General features: G+C 43.8%; 17 protein-coding genes. 16 read left to right on the top strand and 1 reads right to left on the bottom strand.

Going from position 1 to position 18,334, the window contains the following annotated elements:
* Positions 1 to 767 precede the first annotated feature (767 nt).
* From tssB to B0X70_RS16615, 16 genes are all read left to right on the top strand, one after another.
* Entirely contained in the window at positions 768 to 1,265 is a 498-nt protein-coding gene (gene tssB / locus B0X70_RS16690) for a type VI secretion system contractile sheath small subunit (RefSeq protein WP_040149457.1), read from the top strand.
* A gap of 32 nt (positions 1,266 to 1,297) precedes the next feature.
* On the top strand, positions 1,298 to 2,830 hold the full coding sequence (tssC, locus tag B0X70_RS16685; RefSeq protein ID WP_214039318.1) for a type VI secretion system contractile sheath large subunit: 1,533 nt from the start codon (positions 1,298 to 1,300) through the stop codon (positions 2,828 to 2,830).
* A 16-nt stretch (positions 2,831 to 2,846) separates the two neighbouring features.
* Positions 2,847 to 4,196, top strand: coding sequence for a type VI secretion system baseplate subunit TssK (gene tssK / locus B0X70_RS16680; protein ID WP_217469881.1), 1,350 nt, complete (start codon positions 2,847 to 2,849; stop codon positions 4,194 to 4,196).
* On the top strand, positions 4,193 to 4,867 hold the full coding sequence (gene tssL, locus B0X70_RS16675; protein WP_217469880.1) for a type VI secretion system protein TssL, short form: 675 nt from the start codon (positions 4,193 to 4,195) through the stop codon (positions 4,865 to 4,867). The genes tssK and tssL overlap by 4 nt, the downstream gene beginning before the upstream one ends.
* Positions 4,864 to 6,600: an OmpA family protein gene (locus tag B0X70_RS16670; protein ID WP_217469879.1), complete on the top strand. Its 1,737-nt coding sequence runs from the start codon at positions 4,864 to 4,866 to the stop codon at positions 6,598 to 6,600. The genes tssL and B0X70_RS16670 overlap by 4 nt, the downstream gene beginning before the upstream one ends.
* A gap of 18 nt (positions 6,601 to 6,618) precedes the next feature.
* On the top strand, positions 6,619 to 7,110 hold the full coding sequence (locus B0X70_RS16665) for an Hcp family type VI secretion system effector (protein WP_217469878.1): 492 nt from the start codon (positions 6,619 to 6,621) through the stop codon (positions 7,108 to 7,110).
* A 177-nt stretch (positions 7,111 to 7,287) separates the two neighbouring features.
* Entirely contained in the window at positions 7,288 to 9,678 is a 2,391-nt protein-coding gene (locus B0X70_RS16660; RefSeq protein WP_217469877.1) for a type VI secretion system Vgr family protein, read from the top strand.
* A gap of 13 nt (positions 9,679 to 9,691) precedes the next feature.
* Positions 9,692 to 12,136: a glycoside hydrolase family 19 protein gene (locus B0X70_RS16655; protein ID WP_217469876.1), complete on the top strand. Its 2,445-nt coding sequence runs from the start codon at positions 9,692 to 9,694 to the stop codon at positions 12,134 to 12,136.
* A gap of 8 nt (positions 12,137 to 12,144) precedes the next feature.
* A complete protein-coding gene (locus B0X70_RS16650; protein WP_217469875.1) occupies positions 12,145 to 12,609 on the top strand; it encodes a hypothetical protein in 465 nt (154 codons plus the stop codon).
* Between the two features lie 40 nt (positions 12,610 to 12,649).
* Positions 12,650 to 13,507 (top strand): hypothetical protein, encoded by an 858-nt coding sequence (locus tag B0X70_RS16645; RefSeq protein ID WP_217469874.1) that lies wholly within the window; start codon positions 12,650 to 12,652, stop codon positions 13,505 to 13,507.
* Between the two features lie 572 nt (positions 13,508 to 14,079).
* Positions 14,080 to 14,466: a hypothetical protein gene (locus B0X70_RS16640; protein WP_217469873.1), complete on the top strand. Its 387-nt coding sequence runs from the start codon at positions 14,080 to 14,082 to the stop codon at positions 14,464 to 14,466.
* A gap of 46 nt (positions 14,467 to 14,512) precedes the next feature.
* Positions 14,513 to 14,998: a lysozyme inhibitor LprI family protein gene (locus tag B0X70_RS16635; RefSeq protein ID WP_217469872.1), complete on the top strand. Its 486-nt coding sequence runs from the start codon at positions 14,513 to 14,515 to the stop codon at positions 14,996 to 14,998.
* A gap of 197 nt (positions 14,999 to 15,195) precedes the next feature.
* Positions 15,196 to 15,573: a hypothetical protein gene (locus B0X70_RS16630; RefSeq protein ID WP_036812445.1), complete on the top strand. Its 378-nt coding sequence runs from the start codon at positions 15,196 to 15,198 to the stop codon at positions 15,571 to 15,573.
* A gap of 132 nt (positions 15,574 to 15,705) precedes the next feature.
* Positions 15,706 to 16,089: a hypothetical protein gene (locus B0X70_RS16625; protein WP_246593324.1), complete on the top strand. Its 384-nt coding sequence runs from the start codon at positions 15,706 to 15,708 to the stop codon at positions 16,087 to 16,089.
* 197 nt (positions 16,090 to 16,286) lie between these two features.
* Positions 16,287 to 16,718 (top strand): hypothetical protein, encoded by a 432-nt coding sequence (locus B0X70_RS16620; protein WP_052105858.1) that lies wholly within the window; start codon positions 16,287 to 16,289, stop codon positions 16,716 to 16,718.
* 290 nt (positions 16,719 to 17,008) lie between these two features.
* Entirely contained in the window at positions 17,009 to 17,398 is a 390-nt protein-coding gene (locus B0X70_RS16615; protein WP_217469871.1) for a lysozyme inhibitor LprI family protein, read from the top strand.
* 85 nt (positions 17,399 to 17,483) lie between these two features.
* Here B0X70_RS16615 and B0X70_RS16610 read toward each other — a convergent pair whose 3' ends face one another.
* Complete coding sequence (locus B0X70_RS16610) at positions 17,484 to 18,002, bottom strand: hypothetical protein (protein ID WP_217469870.1); 519 nt, start codon at positions 18,000 to 18,002, stop codon at positions 17,484 to 17,486.
* Positions 18,003 to 18,334 lie beyond the last annotated feature (332 nt).

The following is an 18,334-nucleotide window of genomic DNA, read 5'->3' as shown; positions in this document are numbered from 1 at the left end:
CCATTAAATGCCTTAATCACTCTTACCGCTTCAATATCGAATATAATGGGGATTATTTGCTGTCATTTTCATATTTATAATCTTATTAGTTTGGAAATAAAATAGCATGTTTCTATCCTTATAAAGTAGAGATGCTCTGTGAAAGTGTGGATAATATCAGTTCTTATTAATTCATCGTGCCAGACTATTCTGGTCTGCGTGAATGAATTTATTCTCATTCGCATTAACTTAAGCGGGCGATCATGCTTTTTTTACTTTTTCCACTAAATGTTCTACCTGTTGTGCCGTGGGAGTGAAAATTGTCTCGGTTTCTGTATTTTTATTTAACTAATTGAAAATTAAATATAATTTAATTTTTTAATCATTTGTTTGACCTATGTAAATAATATAACTGACCTGGCGATTAATATTATTAAAATAAGTTCAATTTTTATGAAAATTAATTCAATTTCGTTTAGATTTCGTTGATATATTGTTTTTTTAATCTCTTGATTAAGATGTTTTATATCTGGCGGTGATGAAGCAAAAAATGCTTTACGATAAAAAATGACTTGATTTTATATAAATCTGTTTACAAAATCCCCTTACCCAGAAAATGGCCTGCCTGATAAATCCATTTGTCTATTGAGGCGGGGGTTGTCGGTTTTCTCTTATTTTCCGCTTGGTTAGTTCCTGCTTTGAAATATCTGAATCCGGTTTTGTTTCTGAAATGCGTTGTGGCATGAACATCATGCCACTCATTCTATTTTATTGTTGAGGAGTCACTTATGACACATAGTTTTCAAAACGAGATCCCTAAATCGCGTATTAATATCAAATTGGATTTGCATACAGGAGGCGCGCAGAAAAAAGTTGAGCTGCCGCTGAAATTATTGGTAATGGGAGATTACAGCAACGGGCAGGAACAGCGCCCTCTCGCGGAAAGAAAAAAGGTGGCTATCAACAAAAATAACTTTGATAGCGTACTGGCTGAATTTAGCCCCTCGGTTAATTTGACGGTTGAAAATACGCTGGCTGGAGATGGCAGCGAGGAGAATATCGCTCTTACTTTTCGGCAAATAAAAGACTTCGAGCCTGAACAAATCGCTCGCCAAATCCCGCAACTGCGGGCCTTGCTTTCGATGCGCCATCTATTGCGCGATTTGAGATCCAACCTGCTTGACAACGCCACCTTTCGCCGGGAGCTGGAACATATCCTCCAGGATCAAGCACTAAGCGATGAACTACGGGCTGAACTGGCTGCGCTGGCGCCAAAAACTATTTGATTATTAGGTATTTAAATCAGGAGATAGGATTAATGACTATACAAGAACAAACCACTGCGGCGGCAGTAACGACAACTCACGCCGAAGGCAGTGTTTATCAATCGTTATTTAAGAAAATCAATTTACAGCCGGTAGAGCAGTTAAGCGATATTGAATGCTTTCAGAGCAGTGATGCGCTGGCTGATGTGACAGCGGACGAGCGAGTCACGGCGGCGGTTAGCGTTTTTCTTTCTGTGCTGAAAGCCTCGGCGCAAAAGGTTAAACGGCTGGATAAAGCATTATTGGATAACCATATCCGCGAGTTGGACGAACAAATCAGCCGTCAATTGGATGTGGTCATGCATCACCCTGAGTTCCAGCAGGTGGAATCTGCCTGGCGTGGCCTGAAATTCTTGGTTGATCGCACTGATTTTCGTCAGAACGTCAGAATTGAAGTGCTGGATGTCGCCAAAGAGGATTTACGGCAAGATTTTGACGATGCGCCGGAAATTGTTCAAAGCGGTTTCTATCATCACGCTTACATTCAAGAATACGATACGCCGGGCGGCGAACCTATCGGATCGGTAATTGCCAATTATGAATTTGATGCCGGCACGCAGGATATTGCCCTGCTGCGTAATATTGCCAAAGTCTCAGCGGCGGCGCATATGCCATTCATTGCGGCTATCGGCCCGGCCTTTTTTGGCAAACAAACGATGAATGAAGTGGCTGCGATTAAAGATATCGGTAACTACTTTGACCGCGCAGAATACATCAAGTGGCAAGCATTCCGCGAAAGTGATGACGCTCGCTATATCGGCCTGACTTTCCCCCGGGTGCTAGGGCGTTTGCCCTATGGACCGGACACCGTACCGGTGCGGACTTTTAACTATGTTGAAGAGGTTTCCGGTCCGGATCACAATAAATATTTATGGACCAACGCCGCCTTTGCTTTTGCCGCAAACATGGTCAAGAGCTTTGTCAGTAATGGCTGGTGCGTCCAGATCCGTGGTCCAAATGCGGGGGGAGCGGTGACGGATTTGCCGATCCACCTCTACGATTTGGGAACCGGTAATCAGGTCAAAATTCCATCCGAAGTGATGATTCCAGAAACCCGCGAGTTTGAATTCGCGAATCTGGGCTTTATTCCGCTCTCTTACTACAAAAACCGGGATTACGCCTGCTTCTTTTCCGCCAACTCGGCGCAAAAACCGGAGTTGTATGACACCGATGAAGCGACGGCTAACAGCCGTATCAATGCGCGTCTGCCCTATATTTTCCTGCTGTCGCGCATTTCCCATTATTTGAAACTGATTCAGCGAGAAAACATCGGCACCACCAAAGATCGACGCCTGCTCGAAATTGAGCTGAACAACTGGATCAACAGTTTGGTGACTGAAATGACCGATCCTTCCGATGATTTGCAGGCTTCTCATCCGCTGCGTGAAGCGCGCGTCATTGTTGAAGATATCGACGACAACCCAGGTTTCTTCCGGGTCAAGTTGTATGCGGTGCCGCATTTTCAGGTAGAGGGACTCGACGTCAATCTCTCTTTGGTTTCTCAGATGCCGAAGACTAAAGGTTAACCATAGGGGGAACATCATGAAAATTGATCGTCCGCTATGGATGACAGGAACCATCTTGTCTCCCCAACAGTTTCAGCAGCAGGCTCGTTGGGAGGCATATGCCAATGAATCTATTGCTCGTCTGGGACTGGCGCATCCTTGGGGCGTGCTGACTGCGGTGTTTGATCAAGACACCTTAGCGTCGGGGCAATTGAAAGCGGATCACCTGTGTGTGCGTTTTGCCGATGGATCGCTGATTGACACCGATCGGGCGGATCGTTTACCGCCGGTGCTGGAATTGGCTGCCGTTTTGCCGACAGACGCACAGCAGGTCACGGTCTTGCTGGCATTGGCGCATACCTATGCCAATGGCGGTAACTGCCTTAAACCGGATGAACGCGCTGATCGTCCGGTGCGTTATCAGCAAGAGTGGGTGCCGGTACAGGATGAATTCAGTGATCGCGTTGAATCTATGGCGGTTGCCCGTTATGCGATATCGCTGCGTTTTGACAGCATGGACAACGGTCAGTATCTCACCTGCCCGGTGGCGCGTCTGTTGCGTGATGCTCAAGGGAAATGGACCCTTGATGAGCAATTTGTGCCGCCATTACTGAGCCTTAACGCGCATGCCGATTCGATAACTCGGCTCGATCGATTGTTGACGCAGTTACACGCTAAACAGGCTCGATTGATGACAATGCGCCGAGAGAGTAACGAACGGATGGCGGATTTCGCGGTGGCGGATGTGTCGTTGTTCTGGCTGCTTAACGCGCTTAACAGTTATGAACCGATATTGAGTGATTTTAAGGCTCACCCAAATGTGCATCCAGAACTGTTCTACCGTGAAGCGGTAAGGCTGGCGGGCAGTCTGTTGACCTTTTCACTGGACCATAACGCCGGGGTGATCCCGCGTTATCAGCACGATAATTTAACGGCGGTCTTCCCGCCGCTATTTGACTTGCTGAGTCAATTGCTGGAGATCAGCCTGCCGTCGCGGATGGTGACGATTGAATTGAAGAAACCATCGGAACAGCAGTGGATAGCCACTCTTCACGATGCCCGCTTATGTGAAGCGGCGGATTTTTATCTCTCGGTCCGCTCTTCCATACCGGCGCACCAGTTATACACCCGATTCCCGCTGTTATGTAAAGCCGGTGCGCCGGATGAGGTTGATCGAATGATTAGCCGGGCATTAACCGGTATCCCCTTAGTCGCGCTTAGCCATGTTCCGGCCGCGGTCCCGCTGCGGCTGGAGAACCAGTATTTTGCTCTTGATCTCACCCATCCGGCGGGCAAAGCGATGCTGGCGGCGGGGAGCTGTGCTTTCTACGTGCCCGGGGTACTGGGCGATATTCAGCTTGAACTGTTTGCGGTATTGAGAACATGAATAAATCACCTTTATTAACTAAAACATCGCCACCGGATATCGATGCTTTGTTACAGAACAGCTACTTATTGGTGGCACAGCTTTGTCAGAGCGCACCGGTGGAACAGGCGGATGTGGTGTGGCAGCACTGCACCCGCGAGATAGAACAGACACGGCAAGCGCTGCGTGACGCTGATGTCAGTGAATCCGCGATTAATCATATCAGCTACGCCCATTGCGCCCTGTTGGATGAAACCGTGCTGGAACGGGCGCCGGAACAGGGGCATGCCGCCTGGCGGGCAACATCATTACAGGAGCATTTCTTTAATACCGCCGAGGCCGGTGACCAGTTGTATGAACGGATGCGTACTGTACTGCATGAACCGGCCCCCGATCGGACAGTATTGACCTGTTTTCACCGCGTATTGCTGTTGGGATTTCAGGGAAAGTGTCAGGAGGATGCCTCATTGATACGTGAACAACTGGTAGACCGCTTACGTCAACAGGTTGTCCCTTTCGGCACGGCTCAACAATCACCGGCGTTAACCAATGCGTCATCGTCCCGTTGCTGGCTGCGTTCCACAGTCAGCCAATTGGTCGTGATGGTCTCCGTGGTGATCATCGTATTGTTCGGTGTCCGGTGGGGGATAGGTCACTATCTGGCAACGCTATTTCCGGGGTTGGCGAGATGAGCGTCATGTTGCAGCGGGTGTTATGGGGATGGGGTGCCGGGCTGGCGTTGCTGCTCTGTCTGGTCTGGTTGCCCTTATCGCCGGTGGAGCGGTGGGTGGGGGCAGTCATCATCCTGCTCTGCACGCTGGCGGGGCTGTTTTATAGCGGGCGTTCCCGACAGCGGGAGCGCCTTAACAGCCTGTCGGCAATGCTGCCGCCTGAAAATGATCGCCTCCCGGTAGTGTTGGTATATAGCGACATCCAGGACAGCCTGTTTGGCGATGAACTGCTGCGTCAGACGCCGCAAGGCTACTGGTTGTGCTTACCGTCAGGGACTTCTCTGTCTGACGGGGTAGCAAGCTTGCTGGCTGCCCGGCCCTCTTGGGGCGGCCAGTTAAGTGTGATGGCGGTAATAAACCCGCAGCAATACCGTGACGCCGCCGTGTTAGCGGGTTGGGTGCGAGAACTACGCTGGCAGCTATCTCAAGTGCGTCGACAACGCGCTATCTCGTTGCCTTTACTGTTAGCGGGCTACCTGGCCGGCTCATCCCGACAACCTGATGATTCACCGTGGTTTGAGTGGCGGTCAGGACGGGCCGCCGTAACGGCCTGGCGCGAAGGCGCCTCTTTTCAACCACTCGCGGATTGGTTGGAACAGGGCGCGTTAGCGCAACAGATGGCGCGTTTTCAGCGTGGGGTTGAGTTGACTGGCTGGGCTGATTGGATGAAAGCGCATGTACTGCCCGTCTGCCTGATCCCGGAAGATGGCTTATCGCCTTGTCCGCCGCTGGCGATGGTCTTGAAGTTTGTACCGGCGTTGCCGCATTGGTTAACCGGCCATGTCTGGCAACAGTGGTTACAAACCAAAACGGCGCTGAACCGGGCGGGCGATCCGATAGTCACATCGGGCGCCGGTGATGCTGCCGCGACATTGCCATTCCCGGACAGCGTATTACGCCTGCTGCCTACGGCTACGGCACAAGCACCCGTTCGACGGGCGATAGGTATCGCACTGGGGCTGTTTCTGCTGGCGGGCGTCACTGCGCTAGGTTGCTCGGCTTGGCATAACTGGCAGTTATTACGTCAGGTGGAGAGTGACCTGCTGCATTACCACTCCATTGCCATGACGGATGATAGCCGCAAGGCACAGGCGGCGGCAGTACTGAGTCGTGACGCTGATCGGCTTGAGAGCTATTACCGAGACGGCGTGCCGTGGCGTCTGGGATTGGGGCTATATCAAGGGGCGCGATTACGCCCGCCATTACAGGCGGCCATTGCCGATTATCAAGCTAAACCGAGGGAGAAAACGCCGGTAACGCCGGTGGAACCACAGACCATCAGCCTTAACAGCCTGGCGTTGTTTGATGTGGGACAGGCGAAACTGAAAGCGGATTCAACCAAAGTGTTAATCAACGCGCTAATAAACATCCGAGCCAAACCGGGCTGGATGATCCTCATCACCGGCTATACGGATGCCACCGGTGATGCCGCGAAAAATCAGGCGCTGTCACTGGCACGCGCCGAAGCAGTTCGCGATTGGCTATTACAAACCAGCGACCTATCGCCGGCTTGCTTCACTGTACAAGGCAAGGGAGCAACGAGTCCGATCGCGACTAACGCAACCGCTGCGGGGCGAGCAGCCAACCGCAGGGTTGAAATCCGTCTGATACCGCATGCGGCCGCCTGTGCGCGACCGCAGAAAGTACCGGACACATCAACAACGTCGCCGCTACAGGCGACATCACTTAAGTAACAATTAGGAGTAACCATTATGGCGATTCCCGCTTATTTATGGCTGAAAGATGACGGCGGCGCTGACATCAAAGGCTCTGTCGATGTACAGGGCCGGGAGGGCAGCATTGAGATTGTGGCGTTGGAACATATGTTGCACATTCCGACGGACAACAACACCGGCAAACTGACGGGTACCCGTGTGCATGCTCCATTGGTTTTCACCAAAGAGGTGGATGCATCAAGTCCCTATCTATATAAAGCGGTCACCACCGGCCAGACCCTGAAATCCGCTGAAATCAAGTGGTACAGCATTGATGACGCAGGTCAGGAGAAAGAGTACTTCATCACCCAACTGGACAACGTGAAAGTGGTGAAAGTGGCGCCGCTGATGCATGACATCAAAGACCCAACCAAAGAGAAGCACAACCATCTGGAACGTGTTGAGCTTCGTTACGAAAAAATCACCTGGACCTACAAAGACGGCAACATCATTCACGCTGATGCGTGGAATGAACGCACGACGGTGTAGCAAGTGCGGCAGACGGTTTAATCCGTCTGCTGTTTTTTCATTTTTTGTCTAATCGCGGGGGGCGGGAGGCCCCGCGATAAAAAACTGAAAACCAGATAAATCATGACCTTATGGGCCTCGGTATACGGCTATGGGCGGTAGCGTACCCAAACGACTGAGGAATAATCGGAAGAAAATATGACAAATCCAACACCGATGATCATCTTTGATCACAGCCGCTACAGACTAAAAGTGTGGGGCAATAAAGCCCCGCTGGACGTGCTGGCCTTTGCCGGGCAGGAAGCCTTAAGCCAGCCGTTTCGCTATGCCATTGAATTCACCAGTGTGGAGAAAGGGATTGAACCGGCACAGATGCTGATGCAGCAGGCTGCATTTACCCTGACTTCGCCTGAGATCAATCCGGGGATACGGGGCTGGCCGATCGAACCCCCGGCGCCATTGCGCTCGGTTTACGGAGTGATTAGCGGTTTTAAACTGCTCTCCACCTCGCGGGATGAAAGTCGTTACGAAGTGACATTGGAACCCCGGTTGGCGTTGCTGGCGAGAAGCCATCAATACGCCATCTACCAAAAATTGTCGGTGCCGGAGATTGTGGAGAAAATCCTGCGGGAGCGGCACGGATTTCGCGGGCAGGATTTCCTGTTCAGTCTGGCGTACAGCTACCCGAGGCGGGAACAGGTGATGCAGTATGGCGAAGATGACCTGCGCTTTATCCAGCGCCTGCTGGCGGAAGTGGGTATCTGGTACAAAGTGACCGCCGATGACCGATTAAAGATCGATGTGGTGGAGTTTTACGACGACCAGCGTGATTACCAGTTCAACGTCTACCTGCCTGCCCGCAATCCGTCAGGCATGCATGGCGAGGAGGACGCGGTGGTCTGGGGCATGGAAACCGCGTATCAGGTGGTGGAGGGAAAAGTCGCGACCCGCAATTATGACTACCACGATGCGCGGCCGTATCCCGGCTTGAACACCGAGGCGGATGTGACACGGGGCGACCGAACGACTTATGGCGAAGCGTACCATTACCGCGATCACTACCGGATACCCGGCGACCGTTACGCCTATCAACCGGAGGCGGAAAGCGGAGTATTTTATGCCCGCCTGCATCACGAGCGTTACCTGAATCAACGCATTCGCCTGCGGGGAATGACCACCTCCGCCACGCTGGTGCCGGGGCAGGAGCTGAAAGTGAAGGGAGACGCCCCGGAAGCGTTTCGTAAAGGGGCGATCATCACCCAGATCACCAACAGCGCCCGCCGGGACAGCAGTTTTGAAATGGCGTTCACTGCCATTCCCTATTCCGAAACCGTCTGCTTCCGCCCGGAACGGGTGCCGAAACCGGTGATGGCGGGCACGATACCCGCGCGGGTGAGCAGCACGAAAGTGAATGATACCTACGGCGACATCGACAAAAACGGCTTATATCGGGTGGCGTTTAACTTTGACCGGGAGAAATGGCCGCAAGGGGAAGAAAGCCTGTGGGTGCGTCTGGCGCGTCCGTATGCGGGGGAGAAGTATGGCTTTCACTGGCCGTTGCTGGAAGGCACCGAAGTGGCGATCGCCTTTGAAGGGGGCGACCCGGACCGGCCCTACATCGCCTATGCCCTGCATGACTCGGAGCACCCGGATCACGTCAATCTCTACAACTACAAACGCAACGTTCTGCGCACCCCGGCGAATAACAAACTGCGGATGGATGACGAACGCGGCAGAGAGCACATCAAACTGAGTACCGAATACGGCGGTAAAAGCCAGTTGAATCTCGGCCATCTCGTCGATAGCCAGCGCCCGCACCCGGATAAACGGGGAGAAGGCTTTGAGCTGCGAACCGACGACTGGGGCGCGATCCGGGCCGGTAAGGGGTTGTTTATCAGTACCGATGAACAGTTGAAAGCACAGGGCAAAACGCTGGAGATGCAGGAAGCGTTATCGGCACTGGCACAAGCCAACCAACAGATGCAAACACTCAGTGAAGCAGCGACACAGGCCGCGTCTCTTGCCGCCGACGTACAAACCCAACTGAGTTATGCCCAAGAGCGGGTTACGCAATTGCAGACAGCAGTACTGTTAGCCAGCTCACCGGCGGGTATTTCTTTGGTCAGTGGTGAACATATGCAAATGGCCGCTAAAGAAAACCTGATGGTCAATGTCGGCAAACACGCGGATATCGGGGTGATGAAACGTTTGTTTATCGGCGTAGGAGAAGCGTTTGGTTTATTTGTCCAAAAATTAGGCATCAAGCTGATTGCCAATCAGGGCAAGGTACAGCTACAGGCCCAGCATGATGAGATGGAATTGATGGCGCAACAGGAAATCACTCTCTCTAGTAGCGATAACAACATCACGATTACCACACCCAAGACACTGACGCTGAACGCAGGGGGAACCTATCTCAAGATGGATGGCAGTGGTATCGAGTTTGGGACATTGGGAGGCTATCAAGTGAAATGCCAGAGTTACAACGTAAAGCAAGGTGGGGCTTCAATCGACACAAAAGTATCTGCCTTTCCCAAAACAGAATTAAAAGAAACGACTCCCGATCACACGGGTTCAATTTCAGGATAAGGAGCCTGCACCAATGAAAATTTGTTTTCCTGTCAGCCGAGAAAATGATGGCCAGCCTTATCAGGCCACCGATGATAAAAGCCTGCAAGCCATGCTGGCGAAACTGCGTTCTGAGCCTAATGGCGCTTGGCTGGTTGGGGCGAATGGCCTGTGGCACGGCGGCGTGCATCTCAGTGACCGGGCCAGTGCGCCGTATTCCAAACTGACGCCGGATCTATTGCAACAGAACAAAGTGATGCCGCTGCGCTGTATGGCTGAGGGGGAAGTAGTGGCTTACCGGCTGAATAAAGCGTATTTACAAGCCCCTTATTTTCGTGATGAACAACTGAAATACTCCAGTACTTTTGCGTTGGTGAAGTCAGAGTACAAGGCACAGGATGAAACACTGCTGACATTCTACAGCCTGTATATGCATCTGGCGCCGGTGAGCGACTACCCGGCATACCCACGTTATAGAGCGATTGTGCAACACACACTGAATACCCACCGGTTTACCGCAAATAATGAGGAGCAATACGGTATACCATTCGATGTGACGGAACGGGGGGAACGGCGTGATTATGATATTCCGCCGACAAACGGCAGTCTGAAACACGGTGATGAGTTTTTGGTCTATCAGACTGCGGATTTCTTTATGACCACCATCATCTCGACCCGTTATGACAAAGTACGCTTTGGTCTGGCGCAGAAACTAGAGGGAGGCGTAGTAAAAGATAAGAAAAAATTTTGGGTGGAATTAGATCCTCAGTTTGTTGAGCAGACAGGTGAAGCCTGTCCCCAGATGCCGGTTTGGATGCAAACGGCAGTTAAAAAAGGGGCGTTTGATAGTGTACAAACTTTGATGGGTGATGAGGTTATCCGCATAAACGTCGGAGACCCGATAGGCCATCTGGGATTATTTGAATCGCCTGCGGCCCGGTTGCCTGACCGAATGTCTTACTATTTTACGCATATTGAAGTGTTGAGTGCTGACGATAACTTGCCGGATTTTGTCAATAACACAAAACGCTTGGCGGATGGCCGGAAATATGTTATTTGCGGTCTTAATCAGATGTTGCACAGTTATGACGCGACACACAAAACTTTTACCCCCTTGAAAGTCAGAACGCAGCAGGAAATCGTTCTGGCGAAAGCGCTGACCAGCCCGGTTAAGGATAAAAACGGGGTAAACTGGTACAAAGTGACGCAGACCGGCTGGGTAAAACAGAATGGGGAACTTGTAACGGAGGTAGATCAACATGACCTGAATAAACTGGGATTTCGTTTGTTGGAAGAGGAGGCGACCACGGATTTCAGCAAGTTAACGGCAGAAGAGTGTGTGAAAGTCTTATTGCGTCATTTACTGGCGGTGGCAAAACAGGACAGGCGGATAGATCATGCCTTGGTTCCGGTCCGTTATGAACGTATTTTACGGAAGCTGGATAAAGACGGCGATGGGCAGTTGAATGCGCAGGAGGTGCGCCTTGGGTTGTATAACCCGGAAATGATTAACGTGGTGACGAGGTTTATCGTGAAGCACAGCAGTGAATGGTATGAAGACAGTCAAGGGGGACCGTGGGAGAACTTTTTTACGAATGTGGTAAAAAACCGCACGGCGAATAAGTTCTGGCGGCAGTATTTGGATGATCAGGTATGGATGAAGGAAGTGGAACCATTCAGTAGCGGGAAGCCAGTGTGGCATATGCATCCTGTGGTGTTTTTGGATTATATCAGTGTGAATAAAGAAATTATTACGCTTGAAATGTTAATTGAAGCTAATTTAGGGAAGAATACTGAGCAGTGTCAATCTATTCATCAGTATATCAATAAATATGCTCAAGCGTATGATCTGTTAGATCGCAAAGAAATTGCTCATTTTCTATCACAAATAGGACATGAAAGCGGGTTCGTTATAATAGAAGAAGATTTGGGAAAATATTCAGCTAAAAGAATGAGAGAGATTTTTGGATGTAAAGGAGGGCAAAAAAATTATAATAGAACGACAGATACTTGTATTCTAGGACAATTGAGAGAGAAATTATGGACTCAAGAGGAACATTACGTCGGGAATGCTAGAAACTTAGGTAACTATGTCTATTCTCATCGGATGGGTAATGGTGATGAAGCAAGTGGTGATGGCTATAAGTATCGAGGAAGAGGAATGATTCAGATTACAGGGAGAAGCGCATACCGGAATTTTACATTCATACATAATAAGATGAATCCAGAAGATATTAAGGATTTTGAGAATAATCCAGACTTAGTTATTAATAATATTGAGTATGGTGTTGAATCGGCATTTGCATTTTGGATAAGCAAAACAGATAGACATGGTGTATATTTGAAAGATCTTGCTAAGCTATCTTCGGTCAGAGAAGTTACTCAAGTCGTAAATGGAGGGCAAAATGGATATGCAGATAGACTAAAAAGATATAATAAAGTGGCACTTCTTCTTGGGCTTGAAATTGAAAGAGAGTGATTGAAATTATGAAACGCATTATATTATTTTTTCTTTTTTTTGTGTCTTTTATATGTCAGGCACAAGATAATATTGTACAAGGGCCTTTTTCGCTAGATAAGAATATAACTATTTCTTTTGTTAAGGAAATAAATAAATCCATTTCACTTGTGGAGAAATATGGTAGAAATAGAAAGGTAATTGATAATTATAATGTTTATGATGGTGTCCCTGAAATTAAAACTGTTTTCTTCATCTTTGTTGATAAAGTTAAGAATGCTGCTGTTCTTGTATCATGGAATGAGGAAAATATCAGTGCAATTCGTTATAAAGTTTTTTTCTACAGATATGATAGAGGTGAATTGGTAATAAACAGGAGACTGACGAATGATGAAAATTTATCAGGATATGATGGTTATGGTTCATCTGGTTTAATATTTGATTATAAAGATGCAGATTCTATAAGAAAGTATATAAAGGAAAAATATGAATGAAAATTATATTATTTTACATTCATTAACTAGGTAAAATATTATGGCAAAAGCATTAATATATATTTTTTTGTTATCTTTTTATATGGTTTCATTACAAGCAAATGCTAGCAGTGAGATTGAGCAGAAAGCAAAAGAAAATTCTCCATATGCTTTTTTAAATGCGACAAAATGGGAATATTCACATGTGTCTTCTCCTATAAGATATTCAACAATGGAATTGGATGATAATTTCTATAATAAAATGTTTGCTGGAAAAAACATTCAATTTGAAAATGACATGGTAAGTATCTCTGGAAAATGTTCATATCAATACGCGATTCAAAAAAAATCTCCGTTAGAATATTGGCATAGTGAAAAAACAGTTAGTATTTATAAAAAACTTTTTTCTGATAATGATGTGAAAATACCTGGGTTTTTATATGTCATATCTCCTGTTTTTTCTACGGAAAAATGTGAATATCCATTTTCTGATTTTATTGTTTTGGATAGGGCTATTATATTTGTTTATAAACAAAGAGCTATCTTTTATTTTGAAGAGAAGGATAAAAGGTTACATCACATTGCTGAGAATACAAAATGTAAGTCATCAAAAAAAGATTTAGGATTTGTTTTCGAACATGGTGCTATTGACGAGTGTTTTTACGAAAAAGAAACATTAGTTGATGTTTATAATAAATATATAAATAAAAGTGATGTGGGTAAATATTTGACTAAGAGTTTGGAGGTGATGAAAAATACTCATGTTTTTCACCAAGAAGATGATGTCGATGTTCAATACTTCTGGGAGAATAAAAAGAAATTAAAAATTATATTAAATTTTATGGGCGGAATGACAGAGGTTTCATTTAAAGAAGATAGTGATGGAACAAAGGTTGTAACAAAATATTATCCAGATTGAAATTATTAGCTCAACGAGGATTAACTTTATCAATTAACTAATAGTACAAGCTTGCAAGCAATACTGGCGTATGCTCTTAGTCCATCATTGCTCAGATATGTATTACTAGGTACATATCTGAGTCAGGTAAAATATAGCATTGAAAAGGGATACTTCTTTTCAACAATTTTTTATGAGTTAATCACTTTAAGTCAGGAGGTATTTATTCGTAAGGATGATAAAACTTCATCCAGAGGAACTGTCTTAGAAGAATCTGAATTAGGTGATGGTTACTTATATAGGGGACGTGGAATTATAGAATTAACGGGAAAACATATCTATGCTGAAATAAACAGGATTTATTTAGCATATAATGTTAATAGTAGTGTTAACATTATCGAAGTCCGGAGTTAATTACAATGGATATAACTATACCTTATAGATTTCCAGATGGATCGCGGCGGTAAGGGAGCGAATCCCCGGGAGCATAGATAACTATGTTACCGGGGTGAGTGAGTGTGGCCAACAAAGAGGCAACTTGAAAGATGACGGGTATATAAAGTTAATCTTTATACAAAAGGGGATTACCGATAATGAGTATGTATAGAGAATTGATTAAAAGAGTAATTTTGGGTGGTTTACTTTTCAATGCGAGTTTTAGTTCATTTTCTGAGTCATTGACCCCAGTTTCCTTATATGGAAAGTGGCAAATTAGACAGGTTGAAATAAATAATAGTTCAACTAGGCGGCTTAATTATCAATTCAATGATCCTCGATTAGTTGGTAGAGTGTTAGATATTAGTGCTAATAGACTATCTTCTAATTTTCCTGAGGATGGGACATGTTTATCTTTATCAGTCTCATCAGGAACGGAAACAATAAATAGGTTAATATCGAAAATATCAGCGGGGGATAAAAATACAACAGCTAAAGATTACGAATTGAGTATTGATGGTAATAGAATAAATAGCGTTTCATAATTTTGCTACACATGGCCTTATTCAACCTATTGTTATATATGGAATTATGAGTGGTATAAGATGTAGCGCTATTTTAGAATCTTATTTATATCCCGTGGAGAAGTTCTCTTGTAAATCAGGTTATTTTGGCCCTGGCGTTGGTAATAATGACAATAGAACATGGTTTTTTATTATAGATAGAGATACTTTATTAACTAATTGGTTTGATTTGACTATTATCAAAATGAACCGACTGCCTCAAAAACCCACTCCAGTTGCGTCATTTAACTGTAAGAATGCTCAAAGTAAAACAGAAAGAGCTATCTGTCAAAATTTTGATTTGGCAGCATGGGATAATAGTGTTAATAAGACTTGGATATTAACGAAAGAGTTACAGCAATCTATAGGAGATCGAGATAATTTAAGAAATTTACACGCGGAGCAAGTGGAATGGTTAAAAAACAGAAACAAATGTGGTAGTGATGAAAGATGTTTAACTAAAATAATGAAAATTCGCATAGAGCAATTAATGTCAATGAATACTTCCGAGTGATTCTGGATGATCTAAAATTTAAGATTAGATTGTCATATGGAACATTAATTATCCTTATGAAGATCAAGATAGTTTTTTGTGAATGTCAGAAAGGGATATTTTGAATCATTAATATATATAAATGATAGTTGTAATAATTAAGTGAAATATCTTGCAGGATGATTAGATAGAGTTAATGATTGTTTAAAGGTGATTATATGAAAAAGATTTTGTTTCTATTATTGTTTTTTTGTTCCCAAGCATTTGCTTTTTCTGGCTATTGGATTTCACAGTATAATAATGACACTTATAAGCTTTATTTAAAGGAGAATAAAAATGTAATAGTAGGCAGGTATTGTTTTATAACAAATAATGGCAATAGGATAGATTGTGAGGATAATGATGTGTTAAATATAAAAGGTCATATAAATGGTAATGTTGCTGATGTTTATTTTATGAGTACTTTTGGTGGTAGTGGAACCGCGAGAATAACAAAAGAAAAGAATAAACTTATATGGGTTATTGAAGATTCAAAACCATTTGATGATGCTAATATGAATGTGAAAAGAAAAATAATATTTATACGGAGTAAATAAATTTTCAATGACTATTTTATTAACTTTATATTGAATTGATTAAGGCCCTAAGAGCGAAGGACTGACAGTTTTTTTCTCGAATATACAACGGGCATCGTCAGAATGGATATGATGTAAAAATGAGTAGGAATTATGATGCGATTATATCTCACAGGTAGTTTAGTACTTTTGCTTTCTTTACTTTCTTTTCACAACTCTTATGCTAAGAGTGAAAATAATTCAGATGTTTATTTTTCATGTAATACAAAGAAAGGTAATGTAAAACTGGAAATAAAAGATGGCGCGTTATCATACTCTTTGTCAAAAGAGGGAATAAACAGTTTTATATTTAATTCTTTTGGAGATAACTATTCTGGTTTTTTATATAATCATTATACGAGATATCAAACGGAGTATATTTATGTTTCTTTTGTCAATGAAAATTATAGATATACAGTATTTGATAATTATGAAAATAATGAAAAATCTAGCGGGGTAAGTGTTGTAAATAATGATAATAAAAAGAGTTTCTGCTGATGTGTAAGACGGTGAAAAAAAATAATCTTAGAAATCTCATTACGTTTTTAGCGTGTGATAAGGATAATGCTTTGGGGTGTTGAGAAACTATAAGAGGCTGTAATATAACAGTAAATACTATAAAGTACTTGGAAAGGATTTATTAATTTATTCTAATGATCGGATTTCTGATCTTTCAAAAAATTAAGGTGGTTGGTATGTTTAGAAAAATAATTTTCATTATCTTTTGTTTTTTCCCTTTTTTTTCTAATGCCAGTGTGAATTCTTATATTAACTGTTTTACTTCCAATGATCAGAAAGGGATTAATTTAAAGTTTGTTACTATAAATGATGGAGGGAGAGATAAATGGTTAGGTGGATATGTAAAATATGAGAAATCTAATTACCCTATAACTGTTGTTCCGATTAAAGAAAGTGCAGAGGAATTTACTGAAGGAAGGCCGTATGAATATACTACAACCTGGATAGAAATTATCAATGGTAAACCTGAAGGTAAATACATAACTGTAAGACAAGGCGCTATTTTCTCTTCTTTTGTATATATAAACACAAAGTCGAAAAAACGGTACGATTTCACACAGGTATTTGATGCTATGAATGATGGTTCTTGTCAATGGAAAAAGCGTTGACCATTCTGGTTAACGATAAAAACGGGTGAACTGGTACAAAGTGATGCAGACCGGCTGAGTAAAACAAAATGGGGAATTTACGGCGGAGGTAGATCAACATGACCTGAATAAACTGGGATTTCGTTTGTTGGAAGAGGAGACGACTACGGATTTCAACAAGTAAATGGCAGAGGAATGCGTGAAAATCCTATTACGCCATTTACTGGCGGTGGCAAAATAGGACCTGCGGATAGACCATGCCTTGGTTTTGGCCCATTATGAACGTATTTTGTGGAATTGAGGTAAGATTTATGAAGAGATTATTTCCCATTATGATTTTTTTTAGTTCAATGTCTTATGCAGGTCAGATAGATGATTCCTTAGATGCTTGTTTAGATAAATCATTTTCAACTCCTGAGATAAGTTTATGTTACAGCAATGCTACTGATGAATGGGATAAAGAGCTTAATATTGAGTATAAAAAACTCTTAAGTATTCTCGATAATAATCAAAGAAAGGCACTAGTTAAGGCTCAAAAATCTTGGTTAGAATATCGTGATAATTATTATTCTTTTCTGCGAGATTTTTATACCAGAGATGGAACTATGTGGGGAAACTTAGGTGCAGAAAAAAGAATGGAGTTAGTTAAAGAAAAAGTTAATAACTTAAAGAGTCTATTTGATAGTGTACAGCCTAAGTGAATCTTGTATCGTTCATATATAGAACGAGGTCAGGGAGCTGTGAAAATAAAGCGCTGGTTATCTTATAACCCGCATTGTTTGAACGTTAAAATAATTTCTTAATGGCGTTTGCATTTTTCAAATCGCATGTAAGTTTTCTTTTTTCTTCGTATGAGTATCCATCTATACATGAAAACTTACTACTTAACTTGATTTCTGGTATGCTTTTCTTTGAAGTATCATAAGAATGAACTTGATATAATGTACCATCAATAGCCGCATTTGAGTCAAATGTTGATGTAAGCACAAATATTTGTGGGTATTTGCTATTGGAAGTCTTTTTTAATACGACAGTAAGAACTTTAGGCATTTCTTTATAGAGGTCATAACAGTCGATTATAATCTCTTTTTTAGGAGTTATAACTTTAGCGATAATACCTGTTCCTTCTCCGCCACAATACTCAGGGCCTTCATTGTTGGATGCTTCATAAAACACTAACTGGCTTTTTCCCATAATTGTATTTATGTTAATAATTGGATGAACATAGCTTTGTACCGCAGCAGCGAAAGTCACTCCCGGCAATGAAAAAGTGAATAGGATGATTAGAGAAAGTAGCTTATTCATTGGTATCTCCTGTTGATAGATAAAATAGTTTGGTAGATTTACATAATAAGTGCAACATCGTTAATCCAGAAATAAATATGTTCGTATTCCCTTAAATAATTCATTCAGTGTTTTTCTACCACGAGTTTTTCTAGGGTGATGATTTAATCTATTTTGGACAAGAAAAACAGATACGTATGGTATGTATTTGAAAAATCTTGCTAAGCTATCTTCGGTCAGAGAAGTTACTCAAGTCGTAAATGGAGGGCAAAATGGATATGCAGATAGACTAAAAAATATAACAAAGTGGCACTTCTTCTTGGGCTTGAAATTGAAAGAGAGTGATTGAAATT

The organism is Photorhabdus akhurstii, from assembly GCF_019090985.1.
Taxonomy (GTDB): domain Bacteria; phylum Pseudomonadota; class Gammaproteobacteria; order Enterobacterales; family Enterobacteriaceae; genus Photorhabdus; species Photorhabdus akhurstii.
Note: the sequence above shows the minus strand (reverse complement) of the source record. Positions and strands in the feature narration are given on the sequence as shown.